At 58.0% G+C, this 26,794-nt stretch carries 26 protein-coding genes and 2 tRNA genes; 19 read left to right on the top strand and 9 right to left on the bottom strand.

The features are described 5' to 3' along the window. Nucleotides 1-22: 22 nt before the first annotated feature. The 6 genes from D6851_RS10220 to D6851_RS10245 all read right to left on the bottom strand — a co-directional run bounded on the left by D6851_RS10220 (nucleotide 23) and on the right by D6851_RS10245 (nucleotide 3,977). Entirely contained in the window at nucleotides 23-949 is a 927-nt protein-coding gene (locus tag D6851_RS10220) for a bifunctional riboflavin kinase/FAD synthetase (RefSeq protein ID WP_120324816.1), read from the bottom strand. Beyond that, nucleotides 946-1,461 (bottom strand): dihydrofolate reductase, encoded by a 516-nt coding sequence (locus D6851_RS10225; RefSeq protein WP_120324817.1) that lies wholly within the window; start codon nucleotides 1,459-1,461, stop codon nucleotides 946-948. Before D6851_RS10225 ends, D6851_RS10220 begins: the two co-directional genes overlap by 4 nt. Beyond that, a complete protein-coding gene (locus D6851_RS10230; RefSeq protein WP_120324818.1) occupies nucleotides 1,458-2,522 on the bottom strand; it encodes a 5-(carboxyamino)imidazole ribonucleotide synthase in 1,065 nt (354 codons plus the stop codon). Before D6851_RS10230 ends, D6851_RS10225 begins: the two co-directional genes overlap by 4 nt. A gap of 1 nt (nucleotide 2,523) precedes the next feature. Then, a complete protein-coding gene (purE, locus tag D6851_RS10235) occupies nucleotides 2,524-3,027 on the bottom strand; it encodes a 5-(carboxyamino)imidazole ribonucleotide mutase (protein ID WP_238474033.1) in 504 nt (167 codons plus the stop codon). Between the two features lie 3 nt (nucleotides 3,028-3,030). Next, nucleotides 3,031-3,717 (bottom strand): 2,3-diphosphoglycerate-dependent phosphoglycerate mutase, encoded by a 687-nt coding sequence (gpmA, locus tag D6851_RS10240; protein WP_120324819.1) that lies wholly within the window; start codon nucleotides 3,715-3,717, stop codon nucleotides 3,031-3,033. 68 nt (nucleotides 3,718-3,785) lie between these two features. Beyond that, entirely contained in the window at nucleotides 3,786-3,977 is a 192-nt protein-coding gene (locus D6851_RS10245) for a hypothetical protein (protein ID WP_120324820.1), read from the bottom strand. 109 nt (nucleotides 3,978-4,086) lie between these two features. Here D6851_RS10245 and D6851_RS10250 point away from each other — a divergent pair. Beyond that, a tRNA-Thr gene (locus D6851_RS10250) sits at nucleotides 4,087-4,161 on the top strand. A 76-nt stretch (nucleotides 4,162-4,237) separates the two neighbouring features. On the opposite strand, the gene D6851_RS10255 is transcribed toward D6851_RS10250, so the two are convergent. Further along, a complete protein-coding gene (locus tag D6851_RS10255) occupies nucleotides 4,238-4,543 on the bottom strand; it encodes a GNAT family N-acetyltransferase (protein ID WP_120324821.1) in 306 nt (101 codons plus the stop codon). Nucleotides 4,544-4,597: 54 nt separating this feature from the next. Between D6851_RS10255 and D6851_RS10260 the strand changes: the two genes are divergently transcribed. Further along, a complete protein-coding gene (locus D6851_RS10260; RefSeq protein ID WP_120324822.1) occupies nucleotides 4,598-5,593 on the top strand; it encodes a threonine aldolase family protein in 996 nt (331 codons plus the stop codon). Next, on the top strand, nucleotides 5,590-6,525 hold the full coding sequence (locus D6851_RS10265) for a DMT family transporter (protein ID WP_120324823.1): 936 nt from the start codon (nucleotides 5,590-5,592) through the stop codon (nucleotides 6,523-6,525). The genes D6851_RS10260 and D6851_RS10265 overlap by 4 nt, the downstream gene beginning before the upstream one ends. On the opposite strand, the gene D6851_RS10270 is transcribed toward D6851_RS10265, so the two are convergent. Next, on the bottom strand, nucleotides 6,516-7,310 hold the full coding sequence (locus D6851_RS10270) for a Rossmann-fold NAD(P)-binding domain-containing protein (RefSeq protein WP_120324824.1): 795 nt from the start codon (nucleotides 7,308-7,310) through the stop codon (nucleotides 6,516-6,518). The two genes, D6851_RS10265 and D6851_RS10270, sit on opposite strands and share 10 nt — an antisense overlap. Nucleotides 7,311-7,362: 52 nt before the next feature. Here D6851_RS10270 and pepN point away from each other — a divergent pair, with 52 nt between their 5' ends. The 11 genes from pepN to D6851_RS10335 all read left to right on the top strand — a co-directional run bounded on the left by pepN (nucleotide 7,363) and on the right by D6851_RS10335 (nucleotide 19,858). After that, nucleotides 7,363-10,017: an aminopeptidase N gene (gene pepN, locus D6851_RS10275; RefSeq protein ID WP_120325086.1), complete on the top strand. Its 2,655-nt coding sequence runs from the start codon at nucleotides 7,363-7,365 to the stop codon at nucleotides 10,015-10,017. Beyond that, nucleotides 10,010-10,771: a peptidoglycan editing factor PgeF gene (pgeF, locus tag D6851_RS10280; RefSeq protein ID WP_120324825.1), complete on the top strand. Its 762-nt coding sequence runs from the start codon at nucleotides 10,010-10,012 to the stop codon at nucleotides 10,769-10,771. Before pepN ends, pgeF begins: the two co-directional genes overlap by 8 nt. 202 nt (nucleotides 10,772-10,973) lie before the next feature. Beyond that, nucleotides 10,974-11,552 (top strand): ubiquinol-cytochrome c reductase iron-sulfur subunit, encoded by a 579-nt coding sequence (gene petA / locus D6851_RS10285; RefSeq protein ID WP_120324826.1) that lies wholly within the window; start codon nucleotides 10,974-10,976, stop codon nucleotides 11,550-11,552. A 16-nt stretch (nucleotides 11,553-11,568) separates the two neighbouring features. Further along, on the top strand, nucleotides 11,569-12,864 hold the full coding sequence (locus D6851_RS10290) for a cytochrome b (RefSeq protein ID WP_120324827.1): 1,296 nt from the start codon (nucleotides 11,569-11,571) through the stop codon (nucleotides 12,862-12,864). A gap of 27 nt (nucleotides 12,865-12,891) precedes the next feature. Continuing rightward, on the top strand, nucleotides 12,892-13,749 hold the full coding sequence (locus D6851_RS10295) for a cytochrome c1 (protein ID WP_120324828.1): 858 nt from the start codon (nucleotides 12,892-12,894) through the stop codon (nucleotides 13,747-13,749). 74 nt (nucleotides 13,750-13,823) lie between these two features. Further along, entirely contained in the window at nucleotides 13,824-14,360 is a 537-nt protein-coding gene (locus D6851_RS10305) for an adenine phosphoribosyltransferase (protein ID WP_120324829.1), read from the top strand. A 256-nt stretch (nucleotides 14,361-14,616) separates the two neighbouring features. Next, nucleotides 14,617-16,464, top strand: a complete 1,848-nt coding sequence (locus D6851_RS10310) for a cation:proton antiporter (protein ID WP_120324830.1) — start codon at nucleotides 14,617-14,619, stop codon at nucleotides 16,462-16,464. A 10-nt stretch (nucleotides 16,465-16,474) separates the two neighbouring features. Further along, nucleotides 16,475-17,119 carry an OmpA family protein gene (locus D6851_RS10315; RefSeq protein WP_120324831.1) on the top strand — a complete coding sequence of 215 codons (645 nt, stop codon included), beginning with the start codon at nucleotides 16,475-16,477 and terminating at the stop codon, nucleotides 17,117-17,119. A gap of 38 nt (nucleotides 17,120-17,157) precedes the next feature. Then, nucleotides 17,158-17,231 (top strand) — tRNA-Gly (locus tag D6851_RS10320). 191 nt (nucleotides 17,232-17,422) lie between these two features. Further along, nucleotides 17,423-18,706: a 3,4-dihydroxy-2-butanone-4-phosphate synthase gene (ribB, locus tag D6851_RS10330; protein ID WP_120325088.1), complete on the top strand. Its 1,284-nt coding sequence runs from the start codon at nucleotides 17,423-17,425 to the stop codon at nucleotides 18,704-18,706. A 441-nt stretch (nucleotides 18,707-19,147) separates the two neighbouring features. Beyond that, nucleotides 19,148-19,858: a GntR family transcriptional regulator gene (locus D6851_RS10335; RefSeq protein ID WP_120324833.1), complete on the top strand. Its 711-nt coding sequence runs from the start codon at nucleotides 19,148-19,150 to the stop codon at nucleotides 19,856-19,858. A gap of 41 nt (nucleotides 19,859-19,899) precedes the next feature. Here the strand turns inward: D6851_RS10335 and panC are convergent, their stop codons facing one another. Next, nucleotides 19,900-20,793 (bottom strand): pantoate--beta-alanine ligase, encoded by an 894-nt coding sequence (panC, locus tag D6851_RS10340; RefSeq protein WP_120324834.1) that lies wholly within the window; start codon nucleotides 20,791-20,793, stop codon nucleotides 19,900-19,902. 76 nt (nucleotides 20,794-20,869) lie between these two features. Between panC and D6851_RS10345 the strand changes: the two genes are divergently transcribed. Genes D6851_RS10345 through D6851_RS10365 form a run of 5 tightly spaced genes read left to right on the top strand, consistent with a single transcriptional unit; the run spans nucleotide 20,870 to nucleotide 26,740 of the window. Continuing rightward, nucleotides 20,870-21,691, top strand: coding sequence for a division plane positioning ATPase MipZ (locus D6851_RS10345; protein WP_120324835.1), 822 nt, complete (start codon nucleotides 20,870-20,872; stop codon nucleotides 21,689-21,691). Between the two features lie 3 nt (nucleotides 21,692-21,694). Beyond that, on the top strand, nucleotides 21,695-21,988 hold the full coding sequence (locus tag D6851_RS10350) for a J domain-containing protein (protein WP_120324836.1): 294 nt from the start codon (nucleotides 21,695-21,697) through the stop codon (nucleotides 21,986-21,988). Beyond that, a complete protein-coding gene (pgmG, locus tag D6851_RS10355; protein ID WP_120324837.1) occupies nucleotides 21,985-23,388 on the top strand; it encodes a phosphoglucomutase/phosphomannomutase PgmG in 1,404 nt (467 codons plus the stop codon). The genes D6851_RS10350 and pgmG overlap by 4 nt, the downstream gene beginning before the upstream one ends. Before the next feature lie 13 nt (nucleotides 23,389-23,401). Continuing rightward, nucleotides 23,402-24,262, top strand: coding sequence for an arylamine N-acetyltransferase family protein (locus D6851_RS10360; protein WP_120324838.1), 861 nt, complete (start codon nucleotides 23,402-23,404; stop codon nucleotides 24,260-24,262). Nucleotides 24,263-24,292: 30 nt separating this feature from the next. Beyond that, nucleotides 24,293-26,740, top strand: a complete 2,448-nt coding sequence (locus D6851_RS10365; protein ID WP_120324839.1) for a ligase-associated DNA damage response DEXH box helicase — start codon at nucleotides 24,293-24,295, stop codon at nucleotides 26,738-26,740. Nucleotides 26,741-26,794: the final 54 nt, after the last annotated feature.

The raw sequence follows: 26,794 nt of genomic DNA on the forward strand, positions 1-26,794 counted from the left end.
AGCAGCCCGAATCGCACAAGATTCAGGCGAGCAGCCGGCGGGCCTGTGCGCAATCCATCGCCATTTGCGCGACCAGTTCGTCGAGCGAATCGAATTTGATTTCGGGGCGCAGGAAATGGTGCAGCCGCACTTCGATTTCGCGGCCGTACAGATCGCCCTTGAAACCGAAATAATGCGGTTCGAGCAATTCCTTGGGCGGCTGGAATGTCGGACGCACGCCCATATTGGCGGCCCCTTTCAGCTCCTCGCCCGTATCGATGATCCGCGCTGTGACGGCATAGATGCCATAGCGCGGGCGCAGATAATGGCCGATATCCATATTGGCGGTGGGAAAGCCGATTTCCCGTCCGCGCTTATCGCCATGCTGCACCGGTGCGCGCAGGGCGAAAGGGCGGGTCAGCAGCCGGGCGGCATTTTCCACCTCGCCCGCTTTCAGCAGATCGCGAATCCGGCTGGACGAAATCACCGCGCCGCCATCGCGCACCGGAGCGACCGTGCGCGTGCCGATTCCCATGCCTGCCGCCCATTCGGCGAGCAGTGCGCAATTGCCGCCGCGATCCTTGCCGAAAGTGAAATCATCGCCCGTCACCACACCGGCCGCACCGATATGCTCGCCCAGCAGGCGGATCACGAAATCCTGCGCGGTGGTATTGGCGAGAGCCTTGTCGAAATGGAACACCAGCATCGCATCGGCCCCGGCGGCGGTGAACAATTCGTGCCGTTGCGGCAGGGTGGTAAGCCGGAAAGGCGGGATATGCGGAGCGAAATGGCGTACCGGATGCGGATCGAAAGTCGCGACGATCACCGGGCGCCCTTCGCTGCGCGCCCATTCCACCGCTTCGGCGACCACTTTCTGATGGCCGAGATGGAAACCGTCGAAATTGCCCAGCGCAATGATCGCGCCGCGCAGATTATCCGGCACGGGCTGGCGGTGATCGAGCCAGGTCATGAGGGCTGCTCTCCGGGATTGCGGACAGAATCGCGAATCAGGGTGACGAAGGAAAAGGCCGGATCGTCGCCGCTGGCCGGATGATCCTCGCGCGCCACTTCCTCCCAGTCGGGCCCGGGCGGGGCCATCACCGTATCGCCTTGTGTCCTGTCATGAATTTCGGTCAGTTCGATATGCGTCGCATAGGGCATGAAAGCGGCATAGATTTCCGCTCCGCCGATAATCGAGATCCGGTCGGCCGCCGCCATCTCCAGCGCTTGTTCGACATTATGTGCCACTTCCGCCCCATCGGCCTGCCATCCGGCATCGCGCGTCAGCACGATATGGCGGCGGCCCGGCAGCAGGCCGGGCAGGCTTTCGAAAGTCTTGCGGCCCATAATCATGGGCGTGCCGTCGGTAAGGCGTTTGAATCGCCGGAGATCGGCGCGGATCTTCCAGGGAACGGCACCGTCCCGGCCGATCACCCCATTGGTCGCGCGGGCGACCACGAAGACGATGTCCGGCGCGCTCACCGGGCCGGCTCGCGGTAAATATAGGTGACATGGCCCATTTTGCGCCCCGACCGCGCCTCGCCCTTGCCGTAGAAATGGAGGTGCGCCTGCGGGTCGGAGAGACAGTGCGCGGCTTCGCCTCCATCTGTGCCGATCAGATTGCGCATTTCGACCCGGTCCCCGGCCAGTGCGGTATCGCCGAGCGGCAATCCGCAAATCGCGCGTATATGGTTTTCGAACTGGCTGGTGACTGCGCCTTCGATGCTCCAATGGCCCGAATTATGTACGCGCGGGGCCATTTCGTTGAAAACCGGCCCGTCCCCGGTGGCGAAAAATTCCAGCGTCAGCACCCCGACATAGCCGAGCTTTTCGGCCACAGCCGCAGCCAGCCCGCGCGCTTCGTCCACCTGACGGATCACGGCATCGGGGGCTGGCAGGGTGGAGCGGGCGAGAATGCCACTCTCATGTTCGTTATGCGCACTGTCCCAGAAACGGATTTCACCATCCCGGCCGCGCACCAGAATGACCGAGAATTCCGCTTCGAAGCGAACCAGCGCCTCATAGATCAGTCCGCCGCGCGACATGTCCAGTGTCTCGGCGTCTTCCCGTGCCGCCAGGCGCCACTGGCCCTTGCCGTCATAGCCTTCCCGGCGGGTTTTGAGGATACCGGGGCCGAGACGATCGAAAGCGGCGAGCAGTTCTTCGCGCGTATCGACCGGGGCATAGGGGGCGGGCCGCCCGCCGACATCCTCAGCAAAACGTTTTTCGGCGAGGCGGTCCTGCGCCACTTCCAGCGCCTGCGGGCCGGGGGCCAGCTTGTCCGCTTCGATTGCGGCGAGCGGCTCGACCGGCACATTCTCGAATTCATAGGTGATGACATCGCATTGCCGGGCGAAGGCGGCGAGGGCGCCTTGTGTGTGCCATGGCGCGCTGGTGAAGCGCGCGCTGACATCGCCGGCAACGCTCTGGCTTTCCGGCGCATAGATATGGCAGCGATAGCCCAGTTGCGCCGCCGCCATGGACAGCATCCGGCCAAGCTGGCCGCCGCCGAGAATTCCGATAGTCGCGCCCGGTTCAATCATGTCAGTCGTCTGAAGGCCTTTCCGCCACGGCGGCGCTGCGGGCTGCGCGCCAGTCCTGCAGGCGTTGAGAAATGCCTGCATCCTGCAGGCCGAGAATCGATGCCGCCATCAATCCGGCATTGGTGGCCCCCGCTTCGCCGATGGCGAGTGTGCCGGTGGGCACTCCGGCGGGCATCTGGACGATGGAAAGCAGACTGTCCTGCCCGCTCAGCGCACGGCTTTTCACCGGAACGCCCAGAACGGGAAGATGGGTAAGCGCGGCAACCATGCCGGGAAGATGGGCAGCGCCGCCCGCCCCTGCAATGATGACCTGAAAACCTTCTGCCGCGGCATTGCGCGCAAAATCGTACATCCGGTCGGGCGTGCGATGCGCGGATACGATTCGCGCATCATAGGCCACACCCAGTTCGTCCAGCACGGTGGCGGCGCATTTCATGGTCGGCCAGTCGGACTGGCTGCCCATGATGATGGCGATTTTGGGGGCGGTGTCGGAAACGGGAGCCATGGCTCAGCGATCCTTCAGATAATGGCGTTCGCCGGGCTGCATAGCATCGTCGAAATCATAAACGATCGGCTGACCGGTCGGGATTTCGAGGCCGGTAATATCGTCATCCGAAATATCGGAGAGATGCTTCACCAGCGCACGCAGCGAATTGCCGTGGGCGGAAATGATAACCGTTTCCCCGCTGGCGAGAACCGGTTTGATGTCGCTTTCCCAATAAGGCAGCACGCGCTCAATCGTGAGTTTCAGGCTTTCGGTCTGCGGTACGTCGATCCCGGCATAGCGAGGATCGGCGGACAGATCGAACGTGCTGCCCTGTTCCATTTCGGGCGGCGGCACATCGAAGCTGCGGCGCCAGATATGGACCTGCTCCTCCCCGTGCTTTTCCGCTGTTTCGGCTTTGTTGAGGCCGGTCAGTCCGCCATAATGGCGTTCATTGAGGCGCCAGTCCTTCACTTCCGGAATCCACAGGCGGTTGCTCGCTTCGAGGGCGAGATGCAGCGTCTTGATGGCGCGGGTCTGGAGCGAGGTGAAAGCGCGGGTCGGCAGAAGATTCTTCACGCCGAGCAGTTCACCGGCAGCACGCGCTTCGGCAATGCCCTTTTCGGTCAGGTCGACATCCCACCAGCCGGTGAAACGGTTTTCGAGATTCCACTGGCTCTGGCCATGACGAACGAGAATAAGCGTAGGCATGGTAATGTCGCTCCTGGAGGCTATCAGGCTGAAAATGAACGGCCCGGGGACGGTCGGAAATGAGGCGGTTAGCTTTTCGCTTCGTCTTTGGGAAGGGGCGCTTTCCCGTCATTGCCCTGTGATGCGGTATTTTTGTTCTTTTCGGAAATATGGGGGCTGGCCATCTGGCGCGACTGGGCTTTGCGCCGACGGAGATTCTCCCGCAATTTGGCTGCCAGTCTTTCTTCCTTGCTCATGGATGTATCGGTTCCGCGTGTCATGGAAATTGCACTGCCCTCGACAGCAGCGCTTGACAAGAGGGCGCGCTATCGCCAAGAGCGCGCCCCTGCCGAGGCGAGAACTTTCAGCCCGGCATTTCGCGATGGTTATGCTGCTGTAGCTCAGTGGTAGAGCGCACCCTTGGTAAGGGTGAGGCCGGGAGTTCAATCCTCCCCAGCAGCACCATCGGCTTCCTCTTTTCATCGGCAGAACGGGAATAGCGGTCCGCCGGAGTCCTCAGGGGGCACCGCGCCGGCGCGTGTCAGCTTTCGGTTTCCGCGAGAATATCGGCCCATTCGGGATGGCGGCGGAAGGCGGCATCGACATAGCTGCATTGCGGAACCACGGTAAAACCCTTCTCTCGCGCATCGGCCACCAGCGCTTTCACCAGTTCGGCGGCGATTCCCTTGCCGCGCATGGCATCGGGGACATAGGTGTGATCGGCAATGCGCGCTTCGCCTGCCGCTTGCCAGGTCAGTTCGGCCTGTTCGCCGCTATTGGGCAGGGCGACAGTATAGGCGCCATGGGTGACATGGTCTTCGCGCTGAATTTCTATCTTCTCATCCATGATTTTTCAGTCTCCTTACTTGCGTCAAACACATGCGTTGGCATAGGCGTTCCTATGCAATTTCTTTCCGACAATACGGCAAAGGTCCATCCGCGCATCTGGCAGGCGATGCAGGCGGCTGACGAACCCGATTTGGCATATGACGGAGACCGGCTGACTCAGCGCCTCGATGCGGCCTTTTCGGACCTGTTCGGACGCGACTGTGCGGTGCTGTGGGTGGCGACGGGAACCGCCGCCAATTGTCTGGCGCTGACGACCATGGTGCAGCCGCATGGCGCGGTGGTTTGCCATCGCGAAGCGCATATCGAAAAGGATGAAGGCGGAGCGGCCGGTTTCTATCTCCATGGCGCCAAATTGCTGCTTGCCGAAGGCGCGGACGCCAGAGTGACCCCGGCATCGGTCAGCGCCGTGCTCGATCCGATTCGCGACGATGTTCATCAGGTGAAAGCGCATGCCTTGTCGATCACGCAGGCCAATGAATGCGGCTGCGTCTATCGACCGGCGGAGTTGCAGGCGCTGGGCGATCTGGCACGTGACCGCGGGCTCGGTTTCCATATGGACGGGGCGCGGTTTGCCAATGCCGTGGCCTTTCTCGGCTGTTCGCCCGCCGAAGCGGCAGGGCCGGCCGATGCGCTGAGTTTCGGCTGTATCAAGAATGGTGCGATGAATGCCGAAGCCATCGTGTTTTTCGATCCTGCTCTGGCCGATCTGGCGCGTTATCGCCGGATGCGGGCCGGGCATCTGCAATCCAAGGGGCGTTATCTCGCCGCGCAATTGCTCGCCATGCTGGAAGAGGATCTGTGGCTCGCTAATGCCCGGGCTGCAAATCACGCCGCAGGGCTGATTGCCGCAGGGGCCGGGGCGCGGCTGCTCCATCCGGTCGAGGCGAATGAAGTTTTCTGCCGCATGTCGGCGCAGGAGCGGGCTGCTCTGCGGGCGCAGGGTTTCGCTTTTTACGACTGGGGCGAGGATGCGGCGCGCTTCGTTGCCGGCTGGGACAGCGCGGCCGACCATGCCGGCAAGCTGGCGGAGGCGATTGGTACATTATGATCGGCGTCAATCCACCGCATGCGCTGCTCCGGCCGCGCCTGGCCATTCCTTTCCTGCTGGTGGCCCTGATCTGGGGCTCGACCTGGCTGGTCATCAAGGGCCAGCTCGATGTCGCGCCGCCCAGCTGGTCGGTCACATGGCGCTTCACCCTTGCCACGATCGGCATGGGCGTGCTGGTTTTGTTCAAGGCCCGCGATTTCCGTATGACCCCCGGCGGGCATCTCGCCGCAATTGTGATCGGCCTCACGCAATTCTTCCTGAATTTCAATTTCGTCTACCGGGCGGAAATCTATCTGACGTCGGGGCTGGTGGCGGTGCTGTTCGGCCTGCTGATGCTGCCCAATTCGATTTTCGCGCGCATATTTCTGGGCCAGAAAATCACCCCGCGCTTTCTGCTCGGCACGATTATCGGCCTTGCGGGCATCGTGCTGCTGCTGACGCATGAAGCGCGCATGGCGCAGAGCGTCGACCATGTTCTGCCCGGCATTATCTTTGCCGGTCTCGGCTTGCTTTCGGCCTCGACCGCCAATGTTATGCAGGCGGCGCCTATCGCCGCCAAGCGCCCGCTGGTGGTGCTGCTCTTCTGGGCCATGCTGTGGGGCACGCTCGCCGATTTTATCATGGCCTGGGTCACGGCAGGCCCGCCGGTCTTTCCCGCGAGCTGGGAATATTGGGCGGGTATTGCCTATCTCGCCATTTTCGGATCGGTGGTGACCTTCCCGCTCTATTTCTTCCTGATCCGCGAAATCGGCGCGGGCAGGGCAGCCTATAACGGCGTGATCGTGCCGATCGTCGCTATGGTCCTCTCCACCGTGTTTGAGGCCTATCAGTGGTCGCTTCTGGCCCTGTTAGGTGCCGTTCTGGCCCTCTTGGGAATGGTCGTCGCTTTGCGTGCCAAACATATCCCGCCCAAGTCCCGCTTTCAGGACTGAGCTGCCCATATGGCACGCAAACCTGCTGTAAAGTCAGGGAATTTTGGTTGCCAGCCGAGTATGCGCTTTGCCTTGCCATTGGCGATGCGGCGATTTTCGGCGTAGAAACCTTTCGCCATCTCGGACAGCCCCGCTTCTTCCAGTTTTTGCATCGGAGGCGGGGTTTTTCCCAGAATCCGGCAGGCCTCTTCCACCACCGCATTATGGGGCGATGGCCGGTCGTCAGCGAGGTTGTAGGCACCCGCTGGCGAGCTGTTCAAAGCGGCTGCCATCACCCCGCTTGCAATATCCTCGACATGGATTCGGCTGAAAACTTGTCCTTTTATATCAATACGATGGGCTTTTCCTGAAGCGATTCGTTCAAACATGCTCCGGCCCGGCCCATAGATCCCCGGCAGACGGAAAACCCGTGCACCCAGAGCGAGCCATCGGGCATCCGCCGCAGAGCGCGCCTGCCGTCGCCCCCGGCCTGTCGGGGAGGATTCATCCACCCATGCGCCCCTCGCATCGCCATAGACTCCGGAGGAGGAAAGATAGCCGGTCCAGCCGGAAAAGCCGGTAAGCAAATCGCTATATTCATCCAGCACAGGATCGCTGTTTTGCGAAGGAGGAACCGACGATAAAATGTGGCTGGATCGCTCAATTGCGCGCTTTACAGCGTCCCTGTCTGCAAAATCCACATCGCCTTCACGCCCTGTCGCGGCAACCTGCCAGCCATGTGTCAGAGCCGCTTTGCGAATATGCCCGGCGGAATAGCCAAGGCCGAAAATGAACATATTTGCCATGGCTGCATTCTAGAGGCTGAAAGGCGCCGCGAAAGAGGATATGGCTGAACTTATGGATATTGCACGCAACCCCGCTACGCCCGATGGCAATCCCGAAATGGCCGATGCCGCTTCCGAACCGCTGCACCCACCCGTGATCCGCCGCGAGGATTATGCACCTTTCCCCTGGCTATTGCCGCGCGTCACGTTCGATTTTTCACTGGGCCTTGAAAAGACACGTATTTCTTCACGTCTGGAAGTGGTGCGCAACCCCGATGCACCGGCCAGCCCGGTGCTGGATCTGCATGGTGACGGATTGATGCCGCTCGAAGTCAAAGTGGATGGCGAAGTCATCAATAGCTGGGTGATGGCCGGCGATAATCTGCGCATTTCCTTGCCCGGAGAGGCGCATCTGGTAGAAGTGGTGACGGAAATCGATCCCTCTGCCAACAGTCAGTTGATGGGGCTTTATGCGTCCAACGGAATGCTTTGCACCCAGTGCGAAGCGGAAGGTTTCCGGCGGATCACCTTTTTCCCCGACAGGCCCGACGTTTTGTCCACCTATACAGTGCGGATGCGCGGGGATAAGGCACAGTTTCCTGTGCTTCTCGCCAATGGCAATTGCGTTGCCAGCGGTGAAAATCAGGATGGTTCCCATTGGGCGGAATGGCACGATCCCTGGCCCAAACCCTCTTATCTTTTTGCCCTTGTTGCCGGGGATCTTGTCTCCCGCAAAGACCGTTTCACGACAATGAACGGCAGAGATGTCGATCTCGCTATCTGGGTTCGCGAAGGTGATCTGGATCGTACCGGACATGCCATGGAATCGCTTAAAAAAGCGATGAAATGGGACGAGGAAACATTTGGGCGGGAATATGATCTCGATCTGTTCAATGTGGTTGCCGTCAGCGATTTCAATATGGGGGCAATGGAAAATAAAGGCCTCAATATTTTCAACACGAAATATGTTCTGGCCGAAGCCGACACCGCTACTGATGGCGATTACGAAGCCATCGAAGGAGTGATCGGCCATGAATATTTCCACAACTGGTCAGGCAACCGGATTACCTGCCGTGACTGGTTCCAGCTCTCGTTGAAAGAAGGTTTCACCGTTTTACGGGATCAGCTCTTCAGCCAGGATATGGGCTCCGAGCCGGTAAAGCGGATCGAGGATGTACGGGTTCTGCGGTCCATCCAGTTCCCCGAGGATAGTGGCCCGCTGGCGCATCCTATCCGGCCCGATTCCTATCGCGAAATCTCTAACTTCTACACCGCCACCGTTTATAATAAGGGCGCCGAAGTGATCCGTATGATGCGGACAATGGCGGGAGAGGAGCGTTTCCGCAAAGGTACCGATCTCTATTTCGCACGGCATGACGGGGAAGCCGCCACCTGTGAGGATTTTGTCAAAGCGATCGAGGATGGGACGGGGCTCGATCTGAGGCAGTTTCGTCTGTGGTACAGTCAGGCGGGAACACCGAAAATTATCGTCCGGCAGGAACAGGACGGAGATACGGTAAGGCTTCGCCTGACGCAGAAAGTGCCGACAACACCCGGCCAGCCCGATAAGCAACCTATGCCCGTTCCGCTGCGGATTGCCCTGTTCGATCCGGCAACGGAGGAGCATCGCGGAGAAGAGCTGATTGTTCTGCGGGACACTGAGCAAAGCTTCGATTTTCCGGGCTATGATGAGGCGCCGATCATTTCGATCAATCGCGGCTTTTCCGCGCCCGTTTCGATTGAGCGAGATATTGCCAGAGAGGATCTGGTTTTTCTTGCGGCGAAGGATGACGATCCTTTTGCCCGTTATGAAGCGATGCAGGATCTCGTCGTGAGCCATCTGGTTGAGGCTTTGCGCGGCGAATTATCCGCAGAGGATCGGACCAAAGGGCGGGCCGCTATTCTGCAAGCTTTTACCGCCGTCCTTGAAGACTCCGCGCTCGACGATCTGATGCGTGGAGAACTGATGATTCTTCCCAGCCAGACCTACCTTGCCGAACAGCTGGACATATCCGACCCGCAGGCCATTCATCGCGAGCGTGAGGGGCTGAAGACATGGTTGGCACAACAATGCGAAGCTTTGCTTGAAGCCTTGCATGACAGAGCAGCGGGCGGCCCGTATCGGCGCGACGCTGCAGCGCGAGGCCTGCGCAAAATGAGAGCGCAGACTCTCATTTATCTCGCGGCAGGTGCACCTGAAAAAGCCGCTAAAATGGCCGCTGCGCAATATCATGCTGCTGATAATATGACTGATCGCCAGAGCGCACTGATCGCGCTGGCCGGGCTGGACGTTCCCGAACGCGAAGAGGTGTTGCAAGCTTTCTATAAGCGCTATCAGGGCAATGCACTGGCCATCGACAAATGGTTTGCGATTCAGGCGCAGTCGCTCCATCCCAGAGCACTCGATCACGTGAAAGCACTGGCCGATCATCCCGATTTCACACTCAAAAATCCGAATCGGGTGCGCTCTCTCTACATGGCTTTCGCTGCCAATCCCCAGGCCTTCCATGCGGCAGATGGTGAAGGGTACCGGATGATCGCCGATTGCATTCTCGCGCTCGACCCGATCAATCCGCAAACTGCGGCGCGTTTCGTGCCGCCGCTTGGGCGCTGGCGGCGAACCGAACCGGAACGGGCAGCTTTGATGCGGGCCGAACTGGAACGGATCGCGGCCGCACCGCAATTGTCGCGCGATACATTCGAACAGGTGAGCCGCAGCCTTGGCTGAATCTGTGGAAGTCATCCGGGCCGAGGCTCTCTCGGGCATAGCGCACGGTTTTCTCGGCCGTCGCGGCGGTGTGTCGCGCGGGGTGGTGGCCGGGCTCAATGTCGGTATCGGTGCGGATGACGATCCGGCGGATATTCGCGAAAATCGTCGTCGTGCCGTCGCAGCGGTGCTTCCCGGGGCGGATCTTGCGACGGTTTATCAGGTTCATTCGGCGGATGCCGTTATTGTCGAGCGCGGGCTGAAACTGGATGAACGCCCGCGAGCCGATGCGATGGTTACGGACAGGCCGGGTATCGCTCTGGGTATTGTAACGGCCGATTGCGCGCCAGTGCTTTTCGCTGATCCTGAGGCCGGAATAGTGGCGGCGGCGCATGCCGGCTGGCGGGGTGCGCATGGCGGTGTGCTCGAAGCGACGCTCGATCTCATGGAACGCCTCGGCGCCCGGCGGGAGCGGGTTGCCGCTGTGATCGGGCCTGCCATCGCGCAATCCAGCTATGAAGTGGATGAAGGGTTTCGTGGGCAGTTTGCGCCGGAAGACGAAACTTTTTTTGCCCCGGGAAAATCGGGGCACTGGCAATTCGACCTGGAAGGTTACGTCAGAGCGAGGCTGGAACGGGCCGGGGCGGGATCTGTCAGCGGATTGGGGCTCGACACGTATGCCGATCCTGAGCGTTTTTTCTCCTATCGGCGGGCGACCCATCGGGCCGAACCGACATATGGCCGGCAATTTTCTTTAATCGGCCTCGCAGCTTAAGGTCTCGGTGCCGAGGCAAAATGGCTGTTGGCAATACTGCTTTGCTCGGTTATTCACCAAAATCAGGTCGGCATGCAACACGTTCGGAACAGTGTTTGTCGAAAACATCCGAACGAGGGGCGTTCACAGCACGGCTGAATAATGGATGACTGATTCTCTCCGTCTCTGCACGGTGCGGATCAAACAGGGTAGGGCAAGGCTGATGGCGACGAGCACTGGCACCCCGCAAAGCGATGCGGTGGCCCCAGAGGCGGACGGAACAGGCGTTCGCCGCCGTGATTTCATTAATATCGCAGCCGTTTCGGCGGCTGGTGTTGGTGGTTTGGTAACGCTGATCCCATTGGTCAGCCAGATGGCGCCGTCGAAAGACGTTCTCGCCGAAAGCACGACCGAACTGGATATTTCCGCAATCGAGCCGGGGCAGGCCATCAAGGCAGTTTTCCGGAAACAGCCGGTCTTTGTTCGTAATCTCACGCAGAAAGAGATGGACGAAGCCGATGCGGTGCCCCTGTCCCGCCTGCGCGATCCTGAAACGCTGGAGGAGCGGACCAAAGAGGGTCATCGCAATATCCTCGTCACCATGGGTGTCTGCACGCATCTCGGTTGTGTGCCGCTGGGAGCCGGCGAGGGAGAGAATCGCGGTGAATTCGGCGGTTATTTCTGCCCCTGCCACGGGTCGAGTTACGACACGGCAGCCCGCATTCGCAAAGGTCCGGCGCCATCCAATCTGGTTGTGCCCGATTACGAATTCACATCCGATACAACCATTCTGATCGGCTGAGGCGAGGAGAAAGAAAATGAGCTTTCCTTGGGCCAAGCATTATGAACCCAGAAACCCCGTCATGCGATTTCTGGATGAAAAGCTCCCGCTTCCCCGGCTGGTCTATAATGCGGTAGGGGCCGGTTATCCGGTGCCGCGCAATCTCAATTACATGTATAATTTCGGCGTGCTCGCCGGTTTTTGCCTGGTGTTGCAGATTGTAACCGGCGTTATTCTGGCCATGCATTATGCGCCCAATTCGCTGGTGGCTTTCGGTTCGACCGAGCATCTGATGCGCGATGTAAACTGGGGCTGGATGTTGCGCTATGCCCATGCCAATGGCGCAAGTTTCTTCTTCGTAGTTGTCTATCTCCATATTTTTCGCGGTTTTTTCTATGGTTCCTACAAGGCGCCGCGAGAAATGATCTGGTTGCTCGGCGTGGTGATTTTCCTGCTGATGATGGCCACCGCTTTTATGGGCTATGTGCTTCCGTGGGGGCAGATGAGCTTCTGGGGCGCCAAGGTTATTACCGGGCTTTTCAGCGCTATCCCGCTGGTGGGCGAACCGCTGCAAGTATGGCTGCTGGGCGGGTTCGCTCCCGATAATGCTGCACTCAACCGTTTCTTCTCACTTCACTTTCTGTTGCCTTTCGTGATTGCCGGTGTGGTTATTCTGCATATCTGGGCATTGCACATACCCGGCTCGACCAATCCGACCGGCGTGGAAGTGAAAAGCGAAAGCGATACGGTGCCGTTCCATCCCTATTATACGGCAAAGGATGGTTTCGGGCTGGGTGTTTTCCTGCTGCTTTATTGCGCCTTCGTCTTCTTTTTCCCTAACTATCTCGGTCATCCGGATAATTATATCGAAGCTAACCCGCTTTCGACGCCGGCGCATATTGTGCCTGAATGGTATTTCTGGCCCTTTTACGCAATTTTGCGGGCTTTCACGGCCGATATTCTGTTCATCCCGGCGAAGCTGATGGGGGTTATGGCGATGTTTGGCGCCATTCTCCTGTGGTTCTTCCTGCCCTGGCTGGATAATTCACCGGTGCGCTCGGGCCATTATCGCCCGCTCTTCCGCAAGTTCTTCTGGTTTGGTCTGATCCCGGCCATGGCAGTACTGTTCTATTGCGGAGGGGCCCCGGCGGAAGAGCCCTATGTGATGCTGAGCCAGATCGCCACGGCCTATTACTTCATGCATTTCCTCGTGATCATTCCGATCGTGTCGAGGATCGAGAAACCAAGGCCTCTGCCTTTCTCCATCACCGAAGCGGTGCTGGGCGAAGACAAAAAGGCCGTTCTCGGCGAAAACACGAAACCGGCCGTCTGACCGGATCGCGAGGAGAGAGTAAAAGCCATGATTCGTATCATCGGAATCGCAGCAGGCGCCTTCTTCACCCTTTCGGTCCTGTGGGCTTTCGTGACCGGCGCTTATACCGCCATCACGGAACCGGCACCGGAAACGGCGGAACACGCATTTCACAAACATCCGAGGGAACTTCATCTTCAGAGTGACGGGCCTTTCGGAACGTGGAACCTGCAACAACTTCAACGCGGTTATCAGGTTTACAAAGAGGTCTGTTCCGCCTGCCATTCGTTGAAATTCGTCGCCATGCGCGATCTTGAGCAGCTGGGTTACTCGGAAGCGGAAGTGAAAGCAGAAGCCGCCAGCTGGACCGTTCCGGGAGTCGATCCCGATACGGGTGAAGCGACGACACGATCGGGTGAACCGACCGATTATTTCCCGTCACCCTATCCCAATGAAGTGGCTGCCGCTGCGGCGAATAACAATGCCGTTCCGCCCGATCTTTCGCTGATGACCAAGGCGCGGCATGACGGCTCTGCCTATGTCTATTCGCTGCTGACGGGATTTCAGGAGCAACCGGAAAAGCTGCTTGAGGAATTTCCTCAGGCGAAAACCCCTGCCGGGCTGCATTACAATCCTTATTTCGCCAATCTCAATCTCGCAATGGCACCGCCTCTCACCATGGATGGCCAGGTCACGTATGCCGATGGCACCGAAGCGACGATCGACCAGATGGCGCAGGATGTTGCTGCTTTCCTCACATGGACGGCGGAACCAAGCCTGCCCAAGCGCAAACAGACCGGCTGGCCGGTGCTGGGTTTCCTGCTCTTCGCAACAATCCTTGCCTATCTGGCCAAGCAGCAGATATGGGCCAGAGTGAAGCCCGATAAAAACAGACAGGATGACTGATCCGGTCTGGATTGATTTTAAGGGCGCCCCTCCACCATACAGGTGAGAGGGGCGCTGCTCATCTGGAGCCTTGCATGGATCCCGCAGAACTGAAGGCCATTGTCCGAACCATTCCCGATTTTCCCAAGCCGGGGATATTGTTTCGCGACATTACTACGCTCATTGCCCATGGTCGGGGTTTTGCAGCAACGATTGATCGGCTCGTCGATCGCGCACAGATGGCCGATGCTTCGGCGGTAGCAGGCATTGAAGCGCGGGGTTTTATTTTCGGTGCAGCGGTGGCAGCGCGTCTGGGCATTGGTTTCGTACCTTTACGCAAGCCTGGCAAGCTGCCGCTCGATACGATCGGCATCGATTATCAGCTAGAATATGGCGATGCCCGTTTGGAGCTCGATCCAAACGCCATCGACACAGGCGAAAAGGTGCTGCTGATGGATGATTTGCTCGCCACGGGAGGAACGGCATGTGCTGCTGTGGATCTTCTGCGAGAGGCGGGAGCGCATGTGCACCATGCTTTGTTTGTGATCGATCTGCATGAGCTTGGCGGGGGAGAAAAGCTGCGCGCAGCCGGAGTGACATCTCAGGCGATCATGCAGTTCGGCAATGAATAAGGCCGGTCCTCGCTGCGCCTGCCGGATATGACGCGGCAGTTTTTGGCGCGAGGGCCTGACTGGCAGACATTTACGCCCGTATCGGTTTCATCAACGACATAGAGCCGCTCATTTCATCTTTCATGTTGAAAACAAACCGGGCACTCTGGGAGAAGTTGCCTGCGGCTGATCCCGCTGCCGATCGGATGGCGGGATAGATTTGCACGCCGGGGCATTAACAGGCTGCACATATCTGTGCGATAACTAACGGACGGGAATGGAACATCAGGCCTTTATCATAGCCCTTGTGGGCATTCTGGGTATCGGAGCCCAGTGGGTGGCCTGGCGAACTGGCTGGCCTGCTATCGTTCTGATGCTGGCGGCTGGCTTTCTGGCTGGACCTATTTTCGGAATTATCGATCCCGATGCCGCGTTCGGAGAAATGCTGGAGCCGATGATCTCCATCGGTGTGGCCCTTATTCTGTTCGAAGGTGGTCTCAGCCTCGATTTTCGCGAACTGAAGAAATACGGTGAAGGCGTTTCCCGTCTGGTAGTGTTGGGCGTGCCTCTGGGGTGGCTGTTCGGCTCACTGGCAGCTTACTACGTCGCCGGACTGGTCTGGCCTGTCGCTATTCTCTTTGCCGGTATTCTGGTGGTGACCGGGCCGACAGTGGTCATGCCATTGCTGCGACAGTCCAATATTCAGCAGCGCCCGGCTGCTATTTTGAGATGGGAAGCCATCGTAAACGATCCTTTCGGCGCTCTGTGCGCTGTGATCGCCTATGAATATTTTCGCCTGTCGGCGGATGGCGCAACGGTTTTTGAGGTTGTTCCGCCCATGCTCATCGCGGCTGCTCTGGCAGGGGTTGTCGGCTATGCCGCAGCATGGGTGATTTCCTGGGCCTTTCCGCGCGGTAAAGTTCCCGAATATCTCAAAGTTCCGGTGCTGCTTGTCACTGTGGTGAGCGTTTTCGTGCTGTGCAACATGATCGAGCATGAGGCCGGGCTTGTCGCCGTAACCGTGATGGGTATCGCGCTGGCCAATATGGATGTGCAGTCGCTGCGTTCCATTCACCCTTTCAAGCAGAATATTGCCGTTCTGCTGGTATCGGGCATTTTCATCCTGTTGTCGGCTTCGCTGAATTATGAAGCAGTGCGTCAGTTCGAATGGCGCTTCGGTCTGTTTCTGCTGGCGCTCCTGTTCGTCGTCCGCCCGGCCACGGTGCTGCTCAGCCTGCTATTCAGCAAGGTTCCGTGGAATGAGCGTTTATTCCTGGCCTGGGTCGCCCCGCGCGGTATCGTTCTGGTGGCTATTTCGGGCCTGTTCGCCCTGCGCCTGAGTGAGCTGGGTTATGCCGATGGTACCATTTTGATCGGTTTGAGCTTCGCCGTCGTGGTGGCGACGATTGTGGCGCATGGTTTCACCGTCGATCTGGTTGCGCGCTGGCTTAATGTGAAGGGTGTTACCCGGCCGGGTCTGTTGATCGTCGGAGCGACACCCTGGACAATTTCTCTCGCCAGGCAATTGCACGATCTGGACACGCCGATCATGCTGGTGGATGCCAGCTGGCAACGTTTGAAGCCGGCCCGGGCCGCCGGGTTGCCGACCTATCACGGCGAAATTCTGAATGAGGCGACCGAGCATAATCTCGATCTGTCACCGTTTCAGGTATTGGTGGCTGCTACTGAGAACGAAGCCTATAATGCGCTGGTCTGTAATGAATTCGCTTTCGAAATCGGGCGCGATGCGGTGTATCAGCTGGGTGAGAATGTCAGCGAGGAAGACCCGCGCGCCCTTCCTGACAGTTTAAGAGGGCGGGCGCTGTTCACCTCGGGTTTCAGCGTAAGCGATGTGCATCAGCGCCATCTCGAAGGCTGGGTTTTCCGCAAGACGCGGCTGTCGGACCGTTTCGATATGAAGGCGGCGAAGGAAAACCTGCCCAACGCAGCCAATATGCTGTTGCTGCTGCATCCCGATGGCGAAATGCGGTTTTTTACCCATGCTTCCGCACCTGAGCCGGGGCCGGGGGATACGGTCATTTCCTTTTCGCCCCCGCGTACCAAAACGCCCGAAGAGCAAGCGGCGAAAAAAGCCGCTAAATCCGGCAAGAAGCAAGGGGTTTGAGGAGAGGAGAATGACGCGAACTGCGTGGCTGTTACCATCTGTGGCGATCATGCTGGCCATAACGGGCTGCAAGAAGGAGGAGGACAATAGTTCTGCTCCGGAGGCCGAGCCCTCGACCAAGCCTGCTGCTGTGCCCGAGGAAGCCGACGAAACACCGACTACATCGATTATCCGGCCGGACATTACGCCTGAACCTATGATCGATATTCCGCCGCCCAGCCTGGAAACCACGATCGGCTTTCCCGCCGGTGGAAATGATCTTGACGATAATGCGCTCGCCGAACTGAACCGCGTGCTGAAATCGGATCAGCTCGCGCGCGGCTGGCCGGTTATCTTGTGGGGGCACACCGATTCGACCGGGCGAGACGAGGCCAATCTGCGTGTCTCGGAAAAACGCGCGCAGGTTGTGGCTGACTATCTGATCGATCATGGTGTGGATGAAAAGCGTATCAGCGTCATCCCCATGGGTGAACAGCGACAGGCTGAGCCCAATGCCAAGCTCGATGGTACGCCGGATGAGGCAGGCAGAGCCGCCAATCGCCGCGTCGAACTGAAGGTGGAGGCGCCCGATCAGGATGAGGGTGACACCGGTTCCGAGGCCAAGGTGCCGGACAAAAATGCTGAAGAAAACACGGATAGTGATTCAGGCGCTTGACGAATAAGGTCAGTCAGTGGCAAGCGTGTGCCACCCGAGCGGGTATAGCTTAGTGGTAAAGCCCCAGCCTTCCAAGCTGGTTATGCGGGTTCGATTCCCGCTACCCGCTCCAGTTTTTCTCCCAGAATGGAAATATAGCTCTGATCCGGCGCCGTGTGTCTCTGGCAGCCGCACCTGACCTTGGATTTCGTCAAGGTCCGTGCAGGTTTTGTCAGGACGAAATGCGCGCTGTCGGAGACGAATGAGACTTCTATGTGACTCATGGGCTTGATTGCACATTATGATGTGATAATGGCCTCTCCTATGAGCCAAACTATCGAAAAAGTTCGCGAATCTATCACATCGGGTGCTATTTCAAGGTCCGGTCTTGCAAGAGCGGCCGGGCTGCATGCCAATACGCTTCGGGATTGTCTCGAGGATAGCTGGAATCCGACTATCGAAACGCTGAACAAGTTGCGCGCCGTTCTCGATGCGAATGATGAACGGCCGGTTCTCGCTCCTATCGAGGAGATCATTGCCGAAGCTCGCAATGGGCGCATGTATATTCTGGTGGACGATGAAGATCGTGAGAATGAAGGCGACCTGATTATTCCCGGACAGATGGCGACGCCCGATGCGATTAACTTCATGGCAACTCATGGTCGCGGGCTCATCTGTCTGGCTCTGACGTCCGAACGATGTGATGCGCTTGGCTTGCAGCCCATGGTCAGCAATAACCGGTCTCGTAATGAAACGGCCTTTACCGTCTCGATCGAGGCGCGTGAGGGCATCGACACTGGTATTTCGGCGGCTGACCGGGCGCGAACCGTATCGGTGGCGATCGATGCAGCGGCTGGCGGTGATGCGCTGGTCAGTCCGGGGCATGTTTTCCCCCTTCGGGCAAAGGATGGCGGCGTGCTGGTGCGTGCAGGACATACCGAGGCCGCTGTGGATATTTCGCGGCTGGCGGGGCTTAATCCCTCGGGTGTCATCTGCGAAGTCATGCGTGATGACGGTAAGATGGCGCGGCTCGACGATCTGATCGGCTTTGCGCGTAAACATGACATCAAAATCGCCACTATTCGCGATCTGATCGCATATCGGCGGCGGCATGACAGGATGATCGAGAAGAGATCGGAAAGCCGTTTCCTCAGCCGCTGGGGAGGCGAATGGACGGCGCAATCCTATTTCAGCAAAGCGACGGGCGATGAAACCATGGCGCTGGTCAAAGGCCGGATCACACCCGGAAAACCGACGCTGGTGCGCATGCATGCCCTGTCCTTTTTCGAAGATGTGTTCGGAGAGGAAACGCCCCGGTCCCGCCTGCTGAGCCGGTCCATGGAACTGATTGGCCAGGAAGGGGCGGGCGTGGTCGTGGTCATCAATCGCCAGTCTCCGGGCTGGATGTCACGTCTGATGGAGGCGCGGGCGCAATCGGGCGAGAATCAGAAGATCGGCGTCGAAGAACTGCGCGATTACGGTGTCGGGGCGCAGATTCTTGCTGAATTGAATGTGCGTGACATGGTGCTCTTGACCAATACACATCATTCTCTGATCGGACTTTCCGGTTATGGCCTCAATATTGTCGGTGAACGGCCGATAGAATGAGCGCTTTGAGTGCTGATGCCTTTGAAAGAGATTCGGGTACGCACAGCCTGGAAATCGAGCCGGTTTATTCTGCGCTCCCTGTCTGAAACAGCGACCTGACGAGACCCGTTTGCGGCAGAATGACGCAGATATGTTGCACTATTGACAACTGCTGAAGACGAGCGGAAACGGTCGCTGTTTCCGGCAGGATATTGCTTAGTATGCGAAGCTGTATGCATTTTCTGCTGTAAAGTAAGGTGCGAAAAACAGCACAGATGGACCGGCCCGTTCTAAAAGGCGCCAGCATGATAAGATCAAAAGTGCATCAGTCGGGAGCCCGTTCTGATGCACTTTTGAACAAAAGGTGGTGTTATTTTCTTGTCGTTACGGTACCGATTGTCTAAATGTGTACAATAAACAGCACTGTTCGTAGTTGCATCAGATAGTAACGATAGGAATGCTATGTCTCGTGCCTCTGAAAAGGCATATGAATATATCCGTACCAGAATTCTTTCGGGTGAAATCAAGCCTCGCACGCAGCTCAAGGAAGAAGACCTTGCCAAAATGTGCGGCGTTTCGCGAACACCGGTCCGCGAAGCTTTGCGGCGGCTGGAAGCGGATATGCTTGTCCTGCGAACCGATACGCAGCGTTCTTTCGTACCGGTCTGGTCGGATGAGGAAGTCGGTGAGATTTTCGAATTGCGCGCCATGCTCGAAGGCCATGCCGCAGAACGGGCGGCGATGCGTGCGACCCCGGAACAGATCGCTCGTCTGCGCGAGATAAACGATCGCATCAAACAGGCGATTCTTGCAGAACCGGCTGATTTTGACGGTTTCGTCACCATCAATCGCGAATTCCATGACTATATTCTGGAAATCGCGGATTCGCCGCGTCTGTGCCGTCTTGTTGCCTTGCTGGTCGAACAGCCGGTCCTGCAGCGTACAGCGCTCAGATATGGGATTCCGGGGCTGCATCGCAGCCATGCCGGTCATGACGAGATCATGCAGGCCTTTGAAGTGCGTGACGGTGCCTGGGCGAAACACGTCATGCAAAGCCATATCCGACAGGCTTTCCACGCCACGCTGATTGAAGATGAAAACGGGTGCCACGCTGTCGATCACAGCGATCTTGCCATCGTACCGATCAGCACGGTTGCAGAAGCTTCCGAATAAATCCGCCGCCCCGGACAGCCTTCTTGAGCTAAGGGCTGTCTCTAGGGTGCGGGTTTATCGTGCGACCCGGCTACCGGCATATTGTCGATTAGCCGTGTCGTTCCGATCCGGGCCGCTACCAGAAGGCGAGCCGGCCTGTCGGGCCGTGTGTCGAGCGGTTCCAGCGTTGTCGCATCGGCAAGAGACGCATAATCGATGGAGGAGAAGCCTGCTTCCAGCAGTGCCCTTTTCAGTTCGGACAGGCTGGCACTGACATCCTCGCCCCGTTCGATCCGGTCGGCTGTGCGCCTGATGGCCCGTGGCAGCGCGATAGCACGCTGCCGATTTTCGGGGCTAAGATAGCGATTGCGGCTTGAAAGTGCGAGTCCGTCTTCCTCCCGCACAGTGGGCACACCGTGAATATGATCGGCATGGGGCAGTGTCAGGTCCAGATCGCGCGCCATTCGCCGGATCACGGCCAGTTGCTGCCAGTCTTTCTCTCCAAAAAAGGCGTAATCGGGCCGTACCTGATTGAACAATTTGCACACCACGGTTGCCACACCGTCGAAATGGCCCGGCCGCGCGGCGCCGCAATAATTTTCACTGACTCCGGAGACGGAAATATTGGTGGCGAAGCCCTCCGGATAGACCTCCGTCACATCCGGTGCCCAGAGAATCGCCACGCCTTCGCGTTCCAGCGTAGCACTGTCTTGTTCCAGTTGACGGGGATAGGCGTCCAGATCTTCATTTGGCCCGAATTGCGTGGGATTGACGAAAATCGACACGACCACGTGGTCGACACGCTTCCGGGCTTCACGCACAAGCGTAAGGTGGCCTTCATGCAAGGCCCCCATTGTGGGGATCAGAGCGACGGTTTCGGCACTGCGTCCTGCTGCGCCGTTGCGCAGGGCTTCCACGGAATCGCGCAGTGGAATGATATGCTTGATAATTTGCACCCGATTCGGGCCTCCGATAAGGACTGTTCGTAGCTGCCCTTAAACTTGAGACACATTAAGAGAAAGCCCAAGGCTTGTGACGCAAACCACTCCACACCGGATCGTATTCGCCAATGAAAAAGGCGGTACCGGTAAATCCACCACCGCCGTGCATGTTGCTGTGGCTCTGGCTTATCAGGGCGTCAAAGTGGCTGCGCTGGATCTCGATCACCGGCAGCGGACGCTTTTTCGCTATCTGGAAAATCGCGCAGAAACGGCGTTGCGCCGGGATATTGCGTTGCCGACAGCCAGCTTCGATGTCTATGACGGTGACAATATCGAAGAATTCGAAGCCAAAGCCAGAGCGCTGGGTGAGGGGCATGATTGTATTATTTTCGATACGCCGGGCCGGGACGATCCGCTGGCCCGCCATGCCGCCACACAGGCCGATACGCTGGTGACCCCGCTCAATGACAGTTTTGTCGATTTTGACCTTATCGGACAGGTCGATGCGGAGAACTTCAAGGTGCGCCGCCTGAGCTTTTATGCCGAATTGATCTGGGAAACCCGCAAGAAACGAGCCCTGAAACAAATTCATGAGCAGCGCCGTGAAATGGACTGGGTGGTGGTGCGCAACCGTACCCAGCATATCGAAGCGCGCAATCAGAGGCGGATCGACGATGCCCTGCGCGAATTGTCCAAACGCGTGGGTTTCCGGATCACTGGCGGTCTTTCGGAAAGGGTGATCTATCGCGAATTGTTTCCGTCCGGCCTGACCTTGCTCGATAAAGGCCATCTTGGCGAGCTGGGAACCAGTCATCTTGTTGCGCGTCAGGAATTGCGCGGCATGGTGAAAGGCCTCAACCTGCCTTTCATCGCGTCCCCGGCCACCGCCGGGTCACCTGTGGAGTCTGCCTGATACATGACCAAATTCCTGCTCCTTTCCGCTGTCATAATAGGTGCATGGCGGGCCTTTACCGGGCGTTGGATATGGGAATATGCTTATCTGAAGGCGACGACACGGGATGAAGACCGGGCCCGGACATTACTGGGGCTGCATAAAGGGGCATCGCGCCAGGATATTATCGACGCGCACAGGCAGCGCATCGCTTCGGTCCATCCGGATCGGGGTGGGAGTGGTGAACAGGTTCATGCAACCAATGCTGCAAGAGACCTGCTGCTCTCCCGACTGCCTGCACCAAAGGAGCATAAATGAGCTACCAATTCGATCCTTCCGTTCTCCGTGAGTACGATATTCGCGGCATTATTGGTGAAACGCTGGGAGCAGACGATGCGCGCGCCATCGGACGCGGTTTTGCGACATTGCTGCGCGAGGCCGGCGGTAAGAAAGTGGCGGTCGGTTATGACGGGCGGGTCAGTTCCCCGATGCTCGAACATGCCCTGATCGAAGGGCTGAATGCCAGCGGCTGCGATGTGGTGCGAGTCGGCCTCGGCCCCACGCCGATGCTGTATTATGCCGAGGCTTCAAGTGAAGAAGTAGATGGCGGCATTCAGATAACTGGCAGCCACAATCCCGCCAATTACAATGGTTTCAAAATGGTGTTTAAAGGTCGGCCCTTCTTCGGTGCCGACATCCAGAAAATCGGGGAGCTTGCCGCCGCCGGAGCCTGGACCGACGGAACCGGTGAGGTCGAGACCCGCGATATCATGGAAGATTATATCGACCGGCTGCTGGCTGGCCTCGATGGTATCGATCAGGAACGCCTTGCCAGTCTCAGGATCGGCTGGGATGCCGGGAACGGTGCCGCCGGCCCCGCTCTCGAAAAGCTGGTGGCGAAGCTGCCGGGTGAGCATCATCTGCTCTACACCGAAGTGGACGGGGATTTTCCAAATCATCATCCTGACCCTACTGTGGTGGAAAACCTTGCGGATCTGCAAAGCCTCGTATCCGCAAAATCCCTTGATTTCGGTATTGCCTTTGACGGTGATGGCGATCGGATCGGGGCGATAGATGGTGAAGGTCGCGTGATCTGGGGCGATCAGCTTCTGATGATCTATGCTGAAGATCTTCTGCGGCGCTCTAAAGGGGCGACAATCATCGCCGATGTGAAAGCATCGCGCGCATTGTTCGATCATGTGGCTGCCTGTGGCGGCAATCCGCTGATGTGGAAGACGGGCCACAGCCTCATCAAATCCAAGATGAAGGAAACCGGCTCTCCACTTGCAGGCGAAATGAGTGGCCATGTTTTCTTCGCCGATGAATATTACGGTTATGACGATGCGCTTTATGCCGGTATTCGTTTGATCGCCGCCGCGGCACGTCTGGGCAAATCGGTCACCGAATTGCGAGGCGGGATGCCTGACATGATCAATACGCCGGAAATGCGTTTTCAGGTCGATGAAAGCCGCAAGTTCGCGGTTATCGACGAAGTGAAAGACCGTCTGGCCGACAGTCCGGACGATGTGAATGCCACCGATGGTGTGCGCGTAACCAATGATGACGGCTGGTGGCTGCTGCGGGCTTCCAACACGCAGGACGTGCTGGTCGCTCGCGCCGAAAGCGATAGCGAGGAAGGTCTTGAACGGCTGATGGCGCAAATTGACGATCAGCTCGCCAAATCGGGCCTCCAGCGCGGTCCGCAGGCGGCGCATTGATCCATCGCTGCCGATGACAGACCGGTTTCGGCAATATTGTGACAGGATCGGCCTCGGCACGGTGCCGGGTGCCGATCCTTCCGGTCTGGCGCAGCTTCAGCAAGCCCATCGGCAGGCCATTGCTTTCGAGAATTTCGATGTGATGCTCGGTCGTCCGATCGAAATCGATAGCGAAACGGTGTTCGACAAGCTCGTGACCCGACGGCGAGGTGGATATTGTTTCGAACATAATCGCCTTTTTTCCGACATGCTGTCGGATTGCGGCATAGCCAATCGTCCTTTGCTGGCGCGTGTCTTGCTGGGCGGTGCTGGCGAATTCCTGCCTGCCCGATCGCATATTCTGCTGCTTGCAAATGTCGACGGTGAAGACTGGCTGGCCGATGCCGGTTTTGGTGGCAGCTATGTACCGCCGCTTCCATTATGTGACGGGGCTGAGGTGCAAACACTGGATGGTGCGAGGCATCGTTTGCGCAGAATCGGTAAGGTTGGGGCGCTGCAGGGCGAATGGCTGCTCGAACGGGCCGGGCCGGCTGAAGCCACTGACGGGCGTGGGCAGCATCATTCGGACTGGCAACCGCAATATAGTTTCGATCTGGCAGAAATCGCCGAGGCCGATCTCCGGCAGGCCAGTCATTGGGCATCTACTGTTCCCGGCGGGCGGTTTAGTACTCTGTGTATTGCCAGTATTGTTCTGTCAGATGGTTTTGTGTCGCTGTCTGGCCCTGTTCTGTCCGTTTATGGCTCCGGTCGGTATGAGAAGCGGAAACTGGCGGGCAGGAGCGCATATCGGCAGGCACTGAACGATCTGTTATGCATTTCTCTGTCAGATGAAGAGCTTTCCCGCCTGCCTGTATTTGCCCCGATTAAGGCCTGATTCCTCCTGTTCCCAGGGGGAAGAGAGGCCATGACTCATGCATCTCTTCCGCCGGAAATTACAGAGTGGTTCGTACAGCGAGAATGGCGTGTACGCGATCATCAGCAGGCAATGTTTGACGCCAGTGAGGCGGGGCGGCACGCTCTGCTTGTCGCCGATACGGGAGCAGGGAAAACTCTTTCCGGCTTCCTGCCTACGCTGGCCGCTTTCGTACCGTCGCAATTGCAGGGGAAGGGGGCTCCCGACGGGCTGCACACCCTGTATATCTCTCCACTGAAAGCCCTCGCGCATGATGTACAGCGCAATCTGCTGAGGCCGGTTGAAGAAATGGGCCTGCAATTGCGGATCGAGACGCGAAGCGGAGATACGCCGTCGGACCGCAAAAAACGCCAGCGCGGCCGTCCGCCGCATATTCTCCTTACAACCCCCGAGTCGCTGTCTCTATTGCTGAGTTATCCCGACAGTTTCGAGCTCTTTTCTAGTCTGAAACGGGTGGTTATCGATGAAGTTCATGCATTCGCGACGGGCAAGAGAGGAGATTTGCTGGCACTGTCTCTGGCGCGGTTGCAGGCCATCGCGCCGGACATGCAGCGTGCGGCCCTCTCGGCGACTCTGGGCAATCCCGAAAGCTTTTGTGAATGGCTGGCGCCATGGGGCGATCTGGACAGCGTTGCACTGATAGAAGGCGAAAAGGGAGCGGCGCCTCAGGTCGATATTCTGCTTCCCGATCGGGAAAGAGTACCCTGGGGCGGTCATGCCGGGACATGGGCGGTCCCGCAGCTTTATGAGGAGGTTCGGTGCAACCGGACCACATTGATTTTCACCAATACGCGGTTTCTGGCCGAGTTTATTTTCCAGAAGCTCTGGGATGTGAATGAAGATTTGTTGCCAATCGGTATTCACCACGGCTCGCTGTCCCGTGAAGCGCGGCGAAAGGTGGAAGGGGCGATGGCGAGAGGTGAGCTACGGGCCCTTGTGGCGACAGCCAGCCTCGATCTGGGTGTCGATTGGGGTGACATAGATTGTGTGGTCCAGATGGGTGCTCCCAAGGGCTCCTCGCGCCTTTTACAGCGCATTGGCCGTGCCAATCACCGGCTGGATCAGCCTAGTCGTGCTATTCTGGTTCCCGGAAATCGCTTTGAATTTCTTGAGGCGACGGCGGCTAAGGAGGCGGTCGATGAAGGTGAGCGCGATGGGGAAGCCTTTCGGACAGGTGGCCTAGACGTTCTTGCTCAACATATCATGGCTTGCGCCTGCGCCGCGCCTTTCGATGAGGTGGAGCTGCTAGGTGAAGTCCGTTCATCTCTGTCCTATGCCTGGGTAGATGAAGACGTCTGGCAGCGTGTGCTGCATTTCGTCGCTACAGGCGGCTATGCATTGGAAGCGTATGACCGGTTCCGCCGGATCATTCGGGATCGCCAAGGTGTCTGGCGTTTGACACATCCCGATCATGCCGCACGTCATCGCCTGAATGCAGGCATTATCGTTGATGCCGAGATGGTGCAGGTACGGTTTCGCAACGGTCGCGCACTGGGTAAAGTAGAGGAGCGATTTGCTGCAACGCTGGGGCCGGGCGACACATTTTCCTTCGCGGGCATGAGTCTGGAAGTGGAGCAGGTCAAGGATATGGACCTGTTCGTAAAAGCTACAAGCCGTGCAGCGATGATTCCTTCCTATGGAGGACTGCGTCTACCCCTTACCACGCATCTTTCGGGTCGGGTCCTTGCTCTGCTTGATGACCGTGCCGGGTGGAATCGCTTTCCCGATGATGTGCGTGAATGGTTGGAAATGCAGGACTGGCGATCACAAATGCCGGCTCCGGGGCGTTTGCTCGTGGAAAGCTATCCTCATGGCGGCGTGCACTACACGACTTATTACACTTTCGTTGGCTGGAACGCGAATCAGTCTCTCGGGATGCTGATTACCAAAAGAATGGAAGAGCAGGGACTGCAACCTCTGGGTTTTGTAGCGAATGACTATTCGCTTGCCGTGTGGGGACTTAAGCCGGTGATCGACCCGGCACCGCTCTTGTCTCCCGATATTCTCGCACATGAATTCGTTGAATGGATCGAAAATTCCTATCTGTTACGCCGCGCCTTTCGTGAAGTGGCGGTTATTTCCGGATTGGTTGAGCGTCAGCAACCGGGTAAACGCAAATCCGGTCGTCAGGTCACTTTTTCAACAGATCTCATTTATGACGTGTTGCGCAAATATGAGCCCGAGCATGTGCTGCTGAAAGCGGCTTGGGCAGATGCCCGCGCACGCATGACTGACATTGGTCGACTGGGCGATATGCTCGACAGGGCCAGCGAACAACTGGTTCATGTAACACTGGATCGCGTCAGCCCGCTGGCTGTTCCGGTTATGGTTATGATCGGGCGCGAAAGCTTGCCGCAAGGCGCTGCGGATGATGCGTTGTTGCTGGAAGCTGAAAGCCTGGCGAATGCCGCTATGATGCCGGAACTGTCATATCGTTGAAAATGGAATTCGATTACTTTGCTTTGCAATGCTGCGCCAAAGCTTGGCTCTGAT

It is taken from the genome of Altericroceibacterium spongiae, from assembly GCF_003610805.1.
In the GTDB taxonomy this organism is placed as follows: domain Bacteria; phylum Pseudomonadota; class Alphaproteobacteria; order Sphingomonadales; family Sphingomonadaceae; genus Altericroceibacterium; species Altericroceibacterium spongiae.